The following is a 12,077-nucleotide window of genomic DNA, read 5'->3' on the forward strand; positions in this document are numbered from 1 at the left end:
GGATGTCTTTCAAGGCGAACTCGCCAGCCCTGGTGTCGGCCGTCTGCGCTTCCGCGCTGGTAGCCGTGGCCGTTTCCTCGTGCAGCAGCAGCAAGGAAGGCATACCAGCGGAAGAGGTGTGCGGCGGACTGTCGCAGAAGGCTGCCAACGCGCTCAGAGAGCTCGCCGGCGGGGATCGGTTTGCCGAGTCGTCCACCGGCGATGTCGAGAAGTTCGCCAGGAGCTTCCGAGACGGCGCAGCCACGCATCGCTTGTGTGCCTTCATCCTCGCCGAGGAGGGGAAGGAGAAGCGCACCACGGCTTATGTGACATTCAGAGAGGTGAAGAGGGCTCCTCCCGAGTCCGAGGGTGAGGCGTGGGATGTCCGTTCCTTCCCCGGGGTCGGGCTTCGGGCGCTGTCGTATGCACGGTCGGCGGAGGTCTACTTCTCCTGCGGAAAGGGAGCCGTCGTCCGGGGACGCCTCGCCTACGGCCTGCCCACCTACCGCGACAGCAACCGCATCGAGAACCAGATGACCGTCCTCCAAGACCTCTCCCACCGCGTGGCCGAAGCGCTCGGCTGTCCCGGGGGTGGTGGGGTGGCGGAGCCGTAGTCGGTCCTGGGACCTACGTCCGGGGTGCCGGGGGGACACGTCGTGGGGCCGATGCCGGGGGGTGGGGGGCGTCCTAGCGTGGGGCCATGAGTGATGTGGAGCGCACCGGAATCCTTGACGAGGCCCTCGAGCGGCTGCATGCCACCGGACCGGAGTTCCGGGGGTGGTTGTCCAATCACGCGCCGATGGCGGTGGAGTCGATGGTGCGCCACGGGTTCGGCCCGCGGGTGCACTCCTGGGTGGACGCCTACACCGATCGGCTGGAGGAGCTGCCGCGGGCCCGGGTGCCGGTGGACGCCCGGGAGTGGCGGCAGGCGCTGGGCGATCCGGGGCGGCTGCCGGAGTGGCTGGAGCTCTTCCGGGTGGAGACGGCGGAGCGGCCCTGGCGGGAGGTGCTGCGCACCTGGTGGCCGCGGCTGCTGCCGGGGATCGCGGCGGGCGCCACGCACGGGGTGATCCGGACGGGGCACGCGGTGCGGGTGCTGCTGCGGGACGGGGAGAGCGGGCCGCGGGTGGCGGAGCTTGGGCAGGCGCTGGGCTACTGGGCGGCGCGGTGGCAGGCCGTGCCGGGGGCGGCGGCGCCGGGCGGGACGGCGGAGCCGGACCTGGCGCTGGACGGGGTGCCGCCGGTGCCGGACCAGTCCGGGGGGATCCTGCACCGGCTGCCCCAGTTGGAGGGGCTCCCGGGGTGGCCGGAGGCGCTCGGCGGGCTGCGGCCGGCGGCCACGCCGGGGCAGGCGCGGGAGCTGCTGGCCGGGGTGGCCGATGCGGCGACGGTGCGCTATCTGCGGTTCGGGCACGGCGAGGAGGTGATGCTGGTGCACGCCGCGACCGCGCCGACCGCGGTGCTGCGGACGCTGCCCGCGCTTCCGGAGGAGATGTGGGAGCCGAGCCTGCGGGCGGCGTGGGCGGCCTGCGCCGCGGTGACGGCGGCGTACACCCCGGCCGAGGCGGTCTCCGCGGCGGAGGAGCGGCGGCTGACCGCGGCGGCCGGTGACCCCGGGGAGCTGGTGGCCCGCGCGGTCCGGCACGGCGACGCGCACGCCATCAAGCTCGCGGACACCGCGGTGGAGGTGTTCGAGCGCCGCGGTGATGTGCGGGCGCTGGCGGCGGGGCTGCGCGGGGTGGAGCTGATCGTGCCGGAGGAGTGACGGTCAGGCCCTGCGGTGGACGAGGCGTCCGGCCAGCACCGTGGCCACGCACGCGTCGCCGGCGTCGAGCACGGCGAAGTCGGCGCGCGCGCCGGCGGCCAGGGTGCGCGGGCCGGGCGCGGGCAGCACGGTGAGGCCGGCGCGGGCCACGGCGGAGCGCAGCTCCTCGTCGGAGGCGACGCAGGAGGCGAGGACGGCGGTGCGCCCGGCCCGCAGCAGCGCGTGGACCCGCTCCCTCGGGGTGGGCGCCGCGGGCAGCGGCCCCGTGTGGACGAGCCCGGGGACCAGCACCCCGGGCCACCGCCGCACCCGGGCCCGCGGGTGCGCCCCGGCCAGCTCGTCCACGGGCCCGACGGCGGTGATCCGGTCGCCGTCGACCAGGACGGCGCCGCCCGCGGCGGGCCCGTCCGCCGTGCGCACCTGGTCGGCCGCGTGGATGGTGAGCATCAGGGCGCGTCGATGAGCTTCAGCTCCGGGTGGGCGGTGCCGCCGTCCAGCGCGGTGGACGACAGGTGGGAGACGACCTGGTCGTCGACGGGGTCGTGGGCGGGGTCGTCGTGCACCACGAGGTGCTGGTAGGTGGTGGAGCGCTGCGCCGGGACGCGGCCCGCGGCGCGGATGAGGTGCAGCAGCTCCATCCGGTTGGAGCGGTGCCTGGCCCCGGCGGAGGACACCACGTTCTCCTCCAGCATCACCGAGCCCAGGTCGTCGGCGCCGTAGTGCAGGGACAACTGCCCGGCCTCCTTGCCGACGGTCAGCCAGGAGCCCTGGATGTGGGCGACGTTGTCCAGGAACAGCCGGGCGACGGCGATGATCCGCAGGTACTCGAAGAGCGTGGCCTGGGTGCGGCCCTTCAGGTGGTTGTTCTCCGGCTGGTAGGTGTACGGGATGAAGGCGCGGAAGCCGCCGGTGCGGTCCTGCACGTCGCGGATCATCCGCAGGTGCTCGATGCGCTCGGCGTTGGTCTCGCCGGTGCCCATGAGCATCGTCGTGGTGGACTCCACGCCGAGCCGGTGCGCGAGCTCCATGATCTCCAGCCAGCGCTCGCCGGACTCCTTCAGCGGGGCGATGGCCTTGCGGGGCCGCTCCGGCAGCAGCTCTGCGCCCGCGCCGGCGAAGGAGTCGAGCCCGGCGTCGCGCAGGCGGCGGATGGCCTCCTCGGCGGTGACGCCGGAGATCCGGGCCATGTGCTCGACCTCGGACGCGCCCAGGGAGTGGATCACCAACTGGGGGAACGCGTCCTTGATGGCGCGGAAGTGGCGTTCGTAGTACTCGACGCCGTAGTCGGGGTGGTGGCCGCCCTGGAACATGATCTGGGTGCCGCCGAGCTCGACGGTCTCCGCGCAGCGCCGCAGGATGTCGTCCAAGTCCCGGGTCCAGCCCTTGTCGCTCTTGGGCGGGGCGTAGAAGGCGCAGAACTTGCACGCCGTCACGCACACGTTCGTGTAGTTGATGTTGCGCTCGATGATGTACGTCGCGATGTGCTCGGTCCCGGCGTACCGGCGGCGGCGCGCGGCGTCGGCCGCCGCGCCGAGGGCGTGCAGCGGTGCCCGCCGGTACAGTTCGAGCGCCTCGTCGGGGGTGATCCGGCCGCCCGAGGCGGCCCGGTCCAGCACGGACCGCAGGTCGTCGGGGGTGGAAACCTGCGCTGTCACCTGGGGTGTCCTTCCCTCGTGGCCCGAGTGCTCCGACGTGTCCCGGCCAGCCTACGCCAGCCCTCCGCGCACCCTCCCGGTCCCCTTCCACCCCACCGGTCCCGGGCACGTCACGCCCGTGTCACAGCCCCGCGCTCGGGCGCGACACGCCGACCGGACGGCGGCTAACCTGCTCAGTTGACCGACCGCGCAACGCCAGGAGTGCGCCGAGACGGCGCCCGGGGGCATGGAACACGCGACAGGGAGCACCACATGACGGGGGAGAACGGCACGCCCGGCCTGCGTCCGCGCAGGCTCGTGGAGGAGCCGGCGCCCGGCGCCGGACCCGCCCGGGGCGTGCGGGTGAGGCGGCGCGCGCTCACCGCGCTGTCCGCGGCGTGGACCGCCGTGCGGCCGACCCGCAGCCGCGGCACCGGGTACGTCGCGCTGGGCGCGGTGGGCGCCCTGATCGGCACGTCCGTCGCCGTCGGTGTCGGCACCTCGGGCTCGGTGCCCGAGCTCGCCGACGTGGGCGCCTGGCTGAGCAGTTCGCAGAAGGGCTCGGCCGCGCACGCCAACGGCCTGACCGGCGAGGTGGACGGCAAGGTCGATCTGCCGACGGGCAAGAACCCGGTGTCCGTCTCGCAGGACGGCAAGACCGTTCTGGTGCTGGACAAGAAGACCGGCAAGGTCGTCCGGATCGACCCGGCGCAGCTCACGGCGGAGCAGTCCACCGACTACAGCTCCAGCGACCTCCAGTTGGTCGCGGGCGGCTCGTTCGCGTACGTGGTGAACCCGGTCAAGGGCACGGTGCAGCGGATCGACCCGGTGCGCACCTCCCCCATCGGCGCCCCGGTGGACCTCGGCGCGAAGCCGCTGGGCCGGGCCGTGGTGGACCCCAGGGGCACGCTGTGGGTGCCCGAGCCCACCGAGGGCAAGGTCGTCCCGTTCCCCGGCGGGAAGCGCGGCACCCCGCTGACCGTCGCCGAGCCGGGCGCCAACCTGGAGCTCACCCTGGCCAACGGGCAGCCGGTGGTCACCGACACCTCGGCCGCGCGGATGACGGTGCTGGCGGCGCACGGCCCCGGGCTGCGGGTCAACCTGCCGTCGTTCGTGGACGACGCGTCCCCCGAGACGGTGCTGGTGCCGCACACCACCGACGGCGCCGTGGTGCCGGTGCTGGCCTCCCGCAGCGGGCAGATGGCGCTCATCGACGTCACCGGCGGGCAGCCGAGGACCGCGGTGCTCGGCCGCGCCGAGCGCGGCTACGGCGCGCCGCAGGTGCTGGGCACCAAGGTGTACGTGCCGGACGAGAACGGCACCCTGAAGGTGTACGACACCGCCGACTCGGCGCTGGAGCAGCCGATCGAGGTGACCGGCGAGCCGGGCGAGCTGGAGCTGTTCGTCCGCAACGGCCTGCTGTGGGTGAACGACCAGGACAACTCGGCCGCCGCGGTCATCAAGCCGTCGGGTGACGTCAACCGCATCGGCAAGTACAAGGACGACGTCCCGTCGGCGAAGAAGCCCGAGAAGGACACGCCCCCGGCGAAGGACAACACACCGAACGACCCGGTCCCGGAGACGCCGGTGGTGCCGGATGTGCCGGAGACGCCGGAGAAGCCCGAGGAGCCGGAGAAGGAACCGGAGAAGAAGCCGGAGAAGCCGGAGGGCCCGAAGGAGCCCGAGAAGAAGCCGGAGCGGCCGAAGGACCCCGAGCCGTCCACCCCGGCCACGCCCGAGCCGCAGCCGTCCCCGCCGGGCACCCCGCAGGCCCAGGCCGGCAACGGCTCCGTCACGATCAGCTTCTCCCCGTCCTCGGGCACCCTGAGGCCGACGGGCTACCGGCTGAACGGCGCGCCGGCCGGTGCCCGGGTGGCGCCGGCGCGGGTGGCCGCCGACGGCCCGTTCCAGTTCCAGGTGAGCGGCCTGTCGTGCGGTGCCGAGTACAGCTTCATCGTGATCGCCGAGTTCGAGGGCGGCGAGACCCGGGAGTCGGGCGCGTCGGCGCCGGTCATGCCCTGCACCGCGCCGTCTGCGCCGCAGGGGCTGAACATCGTGATCCCGCAGGGCGGCAAGGCCGCGGACGTCGCCTGGCAGCCCCCGGCGAACGCGAGCGGCACCCTCACCTACACGGTCACGTGGCCGGGCGGCAGCCGGCAGACCAGTGAGACCGGCCTGCGGATCACCGGCCTGAGCAACGGCAGACAGTACGCGATCACGGTCGCCAGCAACAACGAGGCGGGCGGCGGCGCGTCCGTGAGCGGCACCGCGGACACCACGCCGCCGACCAGGACGATGAACATCGCGCACAACGACAACGACGCCGAGGTGCTCGCCATCCGCAACCAGCCCAGCACCCAGGCCGGGGGCCGGGCGGGCACGATCCCGGGCAACAGCAGCCCGCCGGTGACCGTGTACTGCAAGACCACGGGCACCACCGAGACCCACGAGTACAGCGGCGTCAGCAGCAACGTGTGGGCCCGCATCACCTACAACGGCACCACCGGCTACGTCGCCGACATCTACCTGGACTCCCGCACCAACCCCGACGTCTGGGAATGCGAATGAGCCCCAGCCGCCTTCACACGAGAGCAGCAGCACCGTGACCGTCCCGCCCCAGCACCCCCAGTACCCCGCCGGTGATGCCATCGGCCTGTTCGCGCAGTGCTTCCACGCGCTCGGCGACAACGTCGAGCGCGTGGTGAAGGGCAAGCGCGACGTCGTCGAGCTCGCCCTGACCTGCCTGTTCTCCGAGGGCCACCTGCTCATCGAGGACGTGCCCGGCACCGGCAAGACCACCCTGGCCCGGTGCCTGGCCGCGTCCATCGAGGCCACCTGGCACCGGGTGCAGTTCACCCCGGACCTGCTGCCGTCCGACATCACGGGCGTGACGATCTACCGGCAGAACACCGGCACCTTCGAGTTCCTGCCCGGCCCGGTCTTCGCCAACGTGGTGCTCGGCGACGAGATCAACCGCGCCTCCCCGAAGACGCAGTCGGCGCTGCTGGAGGTGATGGAGGAGCGTCGCGTCACCGCCGACGGCAAGACCCACCCGGTGCCGCGCCCGTTCATGGTGATCGCCACCCAGAACTCCGTGGACATGGGCGGCACCTACCCGCTGCCCGAGGCGCAGTTGGACCGGTTCCTGATGCGGGTGACGGTCGGCTACCCGGACCACGCCTCGGAGGTGGCCGTCCTCACCGGCGCCGCCGGCGGCGCCTCGCCCGAGGCGCTGTCCACGATCGCGACGGCGCAGCACATCTCGGAGTTCATCCAGGTCGCGGGCCAGGTGCAGGTCGCGGAGCCGCTGTACGACTACGTGGTGCGGGTGGTGGCCGCCACCCGGCAATTGCCGGACGTCCGTCTGGGCGCGAGCCCGCGCGGCTCGGTGGCGCTGCTGCGGGCCGTGCGGGTGCGCGCGGCGTCGCAGGGGCGGGCGTACGCGCTCCCGGAGGACGTCAAGGCGCTGGCCGGGCCGGTGCTGGCGCACCGGCTGATCCTCACTCCCGAGGCGGAGCTGAGCGGGCGGACGGGCGCGGACGTGGTCGCCGAGGTGCTGGCCACCGTGCCGGTGCCGCAGGCCGGGGCCCGGGTCTGATGCTCTCCGCGACTGGCTGGGGGGTGCTGGTCGGCGGGGTGGCGCTGACGGGGGCGGGGTACGGGCTCGGCTACGGCGAGCCCGTGGTGCTGGGGGCGGCGTGCCTGCTGGCGGTGGTGGTGGCGCTGGTGTGGACGGCGCCGCGCCCCGACCTGGCCGCGCGCCGGCGGATCGCGCCCCGGAAGGTGTCGCGCGGCGACGACGCGGACGGCGTGGTGACGCTGACCAACTCCGGCGGCCGCACCCGCAGGGGCCTGCGGGCCGCCGACCGGTGCGGGGACGTGGCGCTCGCCGTGGACGTGCCCGTGCTGCGGCCCGGGGAGTCGCACGAGGTGCGGTACGCGCTGCCGACGTCGCGGCGCGGCCGGATCCCGGTGGGCCCGCTGCGTCTGGAGCGCACCGACCCGCTGGGCCTGGCCCGGCGGGTGCGGGCGTACGGCGGCGCGGACACGCTGGTGGTGCGCCCGCGGGTCTGCCTGCTGCCGGTGCTGCCGTCGGGCAAGGCGCACCATGTGGAGGGGCCGACGTCGGACACGGCGGACGACGGCTCGCTGACGTTCCACGCGCTGCGCGAGTACGTGCTCGGCGACGACCTGCGGCGGGTGCACTGGCGCTCGTCCGCGCGGACGGGGACGCTGATGGTGCGGCAGATGGTGGACGTGTCCCTGCCGCACACCACGATCGTGCTGGACACCCGTGCCGTGGCCTACCGCGACGAGGACGACTTCGAGCTGGCCGTGGACTGCGCCGCGTCGATCGCGTACGCGGCGGCCCGCTCCAACTTCCCCGTGCACCTGGTGTCGGAGGCGGGCGCGCTGCTGCACACGGACGGCTCGGGCAGCGACGCGGACGCGGTCCTGGACCGGCTGGCGCTGGTGCGGCCCTCCGCGAAGGAGTCGGCCGCGGCGGCGTTCGACGACCTGGAGCAGTCCCGCGGCGGCGGCTCGCTGACGGTGGTGACGGGCACCGGCGACACCGGGGGCCTGGCGGCGCTGGGGCGGGTGCGGCGGCGGTTCGAGCGGGTGGTGGTGCTGCGCGCGGGCTCCCAGGAGGCGGGCCCCGGGCAGGGCGTGGCGGTGGACGTGCCGCAGTTGCACGTCGCGGGCCTGGACGCGCTGCTCGCGGGCTGGCGCTGGGAGGCCGTGCGATGACGGCGCCGGCCAGGACCGCGCGGCCCGCCCGGCCCGCGGCGTTCACCGGGAGCGGCTACGACGGCCCGTCGTGGGCGCCGCCCCGGCCGACCGCGCCCGCGCCCCGGCGGCCCGATCCGGCCCGGGAGCGGGGGGAGCGCACCCTGACGCGGGCGCGCCGGCTGTGGTCGCTGCTGCCCGTGGCGGGCCTGGTGGCCACCGCCGGGTCCGCCTTCCACCGGGTGTTCGAGACCTCCGCGCTGCTGCCGGTGCTCGCGGTGGCGGTGGCGGCGCCGCTGGTGCTGTCGCTGCTGCTGTCCGGTCTGGTCACGCGCAAGGGGCGCCCGGCGCCGCTGTGGCCCTCGCTGCTGGTGACGGTGGTGGCGTGGCTCGCGGTGGTGTGCGCCACCCTGTTCCGGGAGGACGGCGGGCCGCTGCCGACCCCGGACGCGCTGCGCGCCGTGTGGTCGTCGCCGCTGGACGCCCCGCACGCGATCCTCAGCACGATCCTGCCGGTGCCGGACGAGGCCGCGCTGCTGGTGCTGCCGCACGCCGTGGTGTGGCTGGCCGCGTTCACCGCGGCGGAGCTCGCGCTGCGCACCCGGGCGGCGCTGCTGCCCGCGGTGCCCGCGGTGCTGGCGTTCGGTGTGCCGCTGGTGCTGGGCGTGGACGGGCCGGGGTCCAACACGCCGCAGGCCGCGGCGCTGGTGGCGTTCGCCGCGCTGCTGGTACTGGTGCGCTCCCGGGCCGCGGCCTCCGGGGCGCGCGGGCTCGCCGTCGCGCTGCCGCTCGCCGGGGTGCTGGCCGTGCTGGCGGGGCTGCTCGGCCCCCACGCGCCGGGCCTGGACGGGCGGCAGCCGCTCGATCTGCGCGACGACGTCGAGACCCCGGTGCGCCACCCGGAGACCACCAGCCCCCTGGACCATGTGGCGGCGTGGCTGCGGCAGCCGCAGACCGAGCTGTTCACGGTGCGCGCCGAGGGCGCGGGCGCGGCCGACGCCAACTGGCGGCTCGCCGTGCTGGACCGGTACGACGGCGCCACCTGGACCTCGGGCGCCGAGCTGGCCCGCTCCGGCGGCCGGGTGCCCGAGGAGGACGGCGCCGACCCGGGCGGGCGCCGCCGGGTCACCCAGACGTTCACCATCCGCGACCTGCCCGGCATCTGGCTGCCCGCCGCCGACCGGGCCCGGTCCGTGGACGCCCCGTCCGGCACCGAGTTCTTCGTGGACCCGCTCAGCGGTGTGCTGGCCACCGGCGCGGACGGCTCCACCGGCGCCAGGGCCAACGCGGGCCTGACCTACACGGCCGTGTCGGGGCTGCCCGTCTACGACGTGGGGCGCCTCCAGACCGCGCGGACCGCGGACGACCCGGCCGCCGCCGAACTGCCCCGCGTCGACGCCGACGGCCAGCCGATCCCGGCCGTCGAGACCTTCCGGGAGCTGGCCGCCGAGGCCACGCGGGGCGCCACCTACCCGTACCAGCAGGCGGTCCGCCTCGCCGACTGGCTGCGCGGCAACTACCGGTTCGACCCGAACGCGGTCTCCGGGCACACCTACCGCAACCTGGAGTTCTTCCTCACCGAGGGCAGGCGCGGCACCTCCGAGCAGTTCGCCGCCTCCTTCGCGGTGCTGGCCCGCTCGCTCGGGCTGCCCGCGCGGGTCGCGGTCGGGTTCCGCTCCGGCACGGCCGAGGGCGGGGTGCGGCAGGTCACCGGGGCGGACGCGCTGGCCTGGCCGGAGGTGCGGTTCGAGGGGATCGGCTGGGTGCCGTTCTACCCGACCCCGGGCAAGGCCGCGAAGGAGGGCACCTCGGTGGCGCCCGCGGGCCAGCCCAAGGAGCGGGAGAAGGTGGACGAGCAGATCGAGGAGGCCCCGCGCACCTCGACCCCGCCGCAGCGGGACTCCGCGCGGGCCGCGCCGGGCGGCGGCGGGGGCGACGGCGGGCCGCCGGTGTGGGTGTACCCGCCGCTGGCGGTGGTGCTGCTCACCGCCGGGTACGTGCTGTACGCGCTGTGGCTGCCGCGGCGCAGGCGCGCCCGGCGGCGGGGCGCGGCCGACCCGGCGGGCCGGGTGCTGGGCGCCTGGGAGCAGATCGTGGAGCGGCTCACCGAGATCGGGCTGCCGCCGACGTCCGCGCACACCGCCACCGAGGTCGCCGCGTTCGGCGCGGGACGGGTCGGCGGGGCCGCCGGCGAGCACCTGCCCGCGCTGGCGCGGCTGGTCAACGAAGTCGGGTACGCGGGCCGGCGCCCCGACCCGGGCGCGGCGGACGCGGCGTGGCAGCACTGCGACGCCGTCGAGCGGGTGGTGCTGCGCTCGGTGTCCCGGCGCGAACGGGTGCGCCGTACCCTGCACCCGCGGGCGCTGCGGCGGCGGTGATCCACGTGCCGGTGCCCGAGTTTCCCCCCACCCCACCCACCACCACGGCAGGAGTCGCAGTGAACGTGCCCGGCACCGCCCACGCGCCCGGTCCGGGCCCCGGTCCGTACCCCGGCGCGGGCGCGCCCTCGCTGCCCGCCGGCTACCGGCTGCTGCGCACCGTCGGGCAGGGCAGGTACGCCACGGTCCACCTGTGCCTGGAGGAGGCCACCGGCCACGAGGTGGCGGTGAAGGTCGCGGACTTCACCGTGGCCAGCAGCTCGAGGCGCCTGGCCGCCCACTCTGAGCTGCTCGCCGCGGGCGCCGCCGCCGGGCACCCGTGCGCGGTGACGGTGGAGGACGCGGGGTTCACCGAGGACCGGCGGGCATACCAGGTGATGCGGTTCTGCCGGGGCGGCACCGCGGAGGGGAGGCTGGCCGCCTCCGGGGCGTTCCCGGTCGAGGAGGTGCTGATCGTCGGGGTGCGGCTCGCCCTGGCGCTGCACGCCTCGCACCGCGCCGGGGTGCTGCACCTGGACGTGCGGCCCGGCAACGTCCTGTACGACGAGCACGGCGACGCGCTGCTGGCCGGGCACGGGGTGACCCGGGTCTTCCAGCGGTGCGCGCCCGAGCTCGGCGTGGTGTTCGACCCGCTGTTCGCCGCGCGGGAGATGTTCGGCTGGGAGGCGCCGGGGCCCGCCGCGGACGTGTACGCGCTGGGCGCCACCCTGTACACGCTGCTCACCGGGCGGCCCCCGCACGCGGACGCGGTCCCGCGGGGGTGGGCGGAGCTGTACCGGCGGGTGCTCTCCGGCGAGCTGCCGCACCCCGGCCGCCACGATGTGCCGCCGCCGCTGCTCGACCTGCTGGCCCGGATGATGTCGCCGCAGGCGGAGGGCCGGCCGCCGCTCACCGAGGTGCACCGGGTGCTGCGCGGCCTGGTGCCGCCGGCCCTCGCCGCCCGGGTGCCGTCCCTGGAGCCCGAGCCGGCGCCCGAGCCGCCGCTCCCCGGCTGGGACCCGGCCGAGGACGCCCTGCTGGAGCGGGACGCCGCGGGCGAGGACGCCGACCGGATCAGCTCCGAGGCGGAGGCGGCGATCCGCAGGCGCAACCGCAACCGGATCCTGGCGGCCACCACCGCGCTGGTGCTGTTCGCGGGCGCGGCCACGGCGATCGCGCTCACCCGGGGCGGGGACGGGGAGGAGCCGAAGGCGAAGCCGTCGTCCTCCCCCGGCCAGGGCGCCGCCGCCCAGCAGGTCCCGGCGAAGGACCTGCCGAACCTGCGGCCGGGGGGCATCTCCCTGGCCGCGGTGGACAGCAGCGTCCAGGTCACCTGGCAGGCGCCGAGGAACGAGGCCGCGGTGGCGGGCTACGTCGTCTCGGCGGTCTCCCCCGACGGCAGGACGCTGTCCACGAAGAGCACCACGAAGGACGAGCTGCAAGTCGTCTTCACCAAGCCCCCGGTGGCCTCCGACACCTGCTACCTGGTGATCGCGACGGTGGCCACGGAGAACGAGGAGCTGAAGCTGGCCCCGGCGGAGCAGGTGTGCGGGGAGGGCGGGAAGGACGGGTGACGCGGCGCGGGGGCGCCCGGCCCCGCGCCGCTCGCCGGGC

At 75.5% G+C, this 12,077-nt stretch carries 9 protein-coding genes; 7 read left to right on the forward strand and 2 right to left on the reverse strand.

Annotation, left to right across the window (positions count from 1 at the left end; genetic code table 11):
- Window positions 1–2 precede the first annotated feature (2 nt).
- A complete protein-coding gene (locus ACYVO2_RS29485) occupies window positions 3–593 on the forward strand; it encodes a hypothetical protein (RefSeq protein WP_461011084.1) in 591 nt (196 codons plus the stop codon).
- Between the two features lie 86 nt (window positions 594–679).
- Window positions 680–1,744, forward strand: coding sequence for a questin oxidase family protein (locus ACYVO2_RS29490; RefSeq protein WP_461011085.1), 1,065 nt, complete (start codon window positions 680–682; stop codon window positions 1,742–1,744).
- Between the two features lie 3 nt (window positions 1,745–1,747).
- On the opposite strand, the gene ACYVO2_RS29495 is transcribed toward ACYVO2_RS29490, so the two are convergent.
- Both ACYVO2_RS29495 and mqnC read right to left on the reverse strand, forming a co-directional pair.
- Window positions 1,748–2,191 (reverse strand): imidazolonepropionase-like domain-containing protein, encoded by a 444-nt coding sequence (locus ACYVO2_RS29495; RefSeq protein WP_461011086.1) that lies wholly within the window; start codon window positions 2,189–2,191, stop codon window positions 1,748–1,750.
- The gene (gene mqnC, locus ACYVO2_RS29500) at window positions 2,191–3,399 is read right to left on the reverse strand and encodes a cyclic dehypoxanthinyl futalosine synthase (protein WP_461011087.1); all 1,209 of its coding nucleotides are present in this window, start codon (window positions 3,397–3,399) and stop codon (window positions 2,191–2,193) included. The genes ACYVO2_RS29495 and mqnC overlap by 1 nt, the downstream gene beginning before the upstream one ends.
- Before the next feature lie 252 nt (window positions 3,400–3,651).
- On the opposite strand from mqnC, the gene ACYVO2_RS29505 reads away from it, so the two are divergent.
- Genes ACYVO2_RS29505 through ACYVO2_RS29525 form a run of 5 tightly spaced genes read left to right on the forward strand, consistent with a single transcriptional unit; the run spans window position 3,652 to window position 12,037 of the window.
- On the forward strand, window positions 3,652–5,946 hold the full coding sequence (locus tag ACYVO2_RS29505; RefSeq protein WP_461011088.1) for a fibronectin type III domain-containing protein: 2,295 nt from the start codon (window positions 3,652–3,654) through the stop codon (window positions 5,944–5,946).
- Window positions 5,947–5,980: 34 nt separating this feature from the next.
- A complete protein-coding gene (locus ACYVO2_RS29510) occupies window positions 5,981–6,976 on the forward strand; it encodes an AAA family ATPase (RefSeq protein ID WP_461011089.1) in 996 nt (331 codons plus the stop codon).
- A complete protein-coding gene (locus ACYVO2_RS29515) occupies window positions 6,976–8,127 on the forward strand; it encodes a DUF58 domain-containing protein (RefSeq protein ID WP_461011090.1) in 1,152 nt (383 codons plus the stop codon). Before ACYVO2_RS29510 ends, ACYVO2_RS29515 begins: the two co-directional genes overlap by 1 nt.
- The gene (locus ACYVO2_RS29520) at window positions 8,124–10,484 is read left to right on the forward strand and encodes a DUF3488 and transglutaminase-like domain-containing protein (protein ID WP_461011091.1); all 2,361 of its coding nucleotides are present in this window, start codon (window positions 8,124–8,126) and stop codon (window positions 10,482–10,484) included. Before ACYVO2_RS29515 ends, ACYVO2_RS29520 begins: the two co-directional genes overlap by 4 nt.
- 59 nt (window positions 10,485–10,543) lie before the next feature.
- Window positions 10,544–12,037 carry a serine/threonine protein kinase gene (locus ACYVO2_RS29525; RefSeq protein WP_461011092.1) on the forward strand — a complete coding sequence of 498 codons (1,494 nt, stop codon included), beginning with the start codon at window positions 10,544–10,546 and terminating at the stop codon, window positions 12,035–12,037.
- Window positions 12,038–12,077: the final 40 nt, after the last annotated feature.

It is taken from the genome of Streptomyces capparidis (assembly GCF_054782095.1).

Coding starts and splice junctions, on each gene's coding strand:
- ACYVO2_RS29515 (WP_461011090.1), top strand. CDS start 6,976: ATGCTCTCCGCGACTGGCTGGGGGGTGCTGGTCGGCGGGGTGGCGCTG.
- ACYVO2_RS29490 (WP_461011085.1), top strand. CDS start 680: ATGAGTGATGTGGAGCGCACCGGAATCCTTGACGAGGCCCTCGAGCGG.
- ACYVO2_RS29485 (WP_461011084.1), top strand. CDS start 3: ATGTCTTTCAAGGCGAACTCGCCAGCCCTGGTGTCGGCCGTCTGCGCT.
- ACYVO2_RS29505 (WP_461011088.1), top strand. CDS start 3,652: ATGACGGGGGAGAACGGCACGCCCGGCCTGCGTCCGCGCAGGCTCGTG.
- ACYVO2_RS29495 (WP_461011086.1), bottom strand. CDS start 2,191: ATGCTCACCATCCACGCGGCCGACCAGGTGCGCACGGCGGACGGGCCC.
- ACYVO2_RS29520 (WP_461011091.1), top strand. CDS start 8,124: ATGACGGCGCCGGCCAGGACCGCGCGGCCCGCCCGGCCCGCGGCGTTC.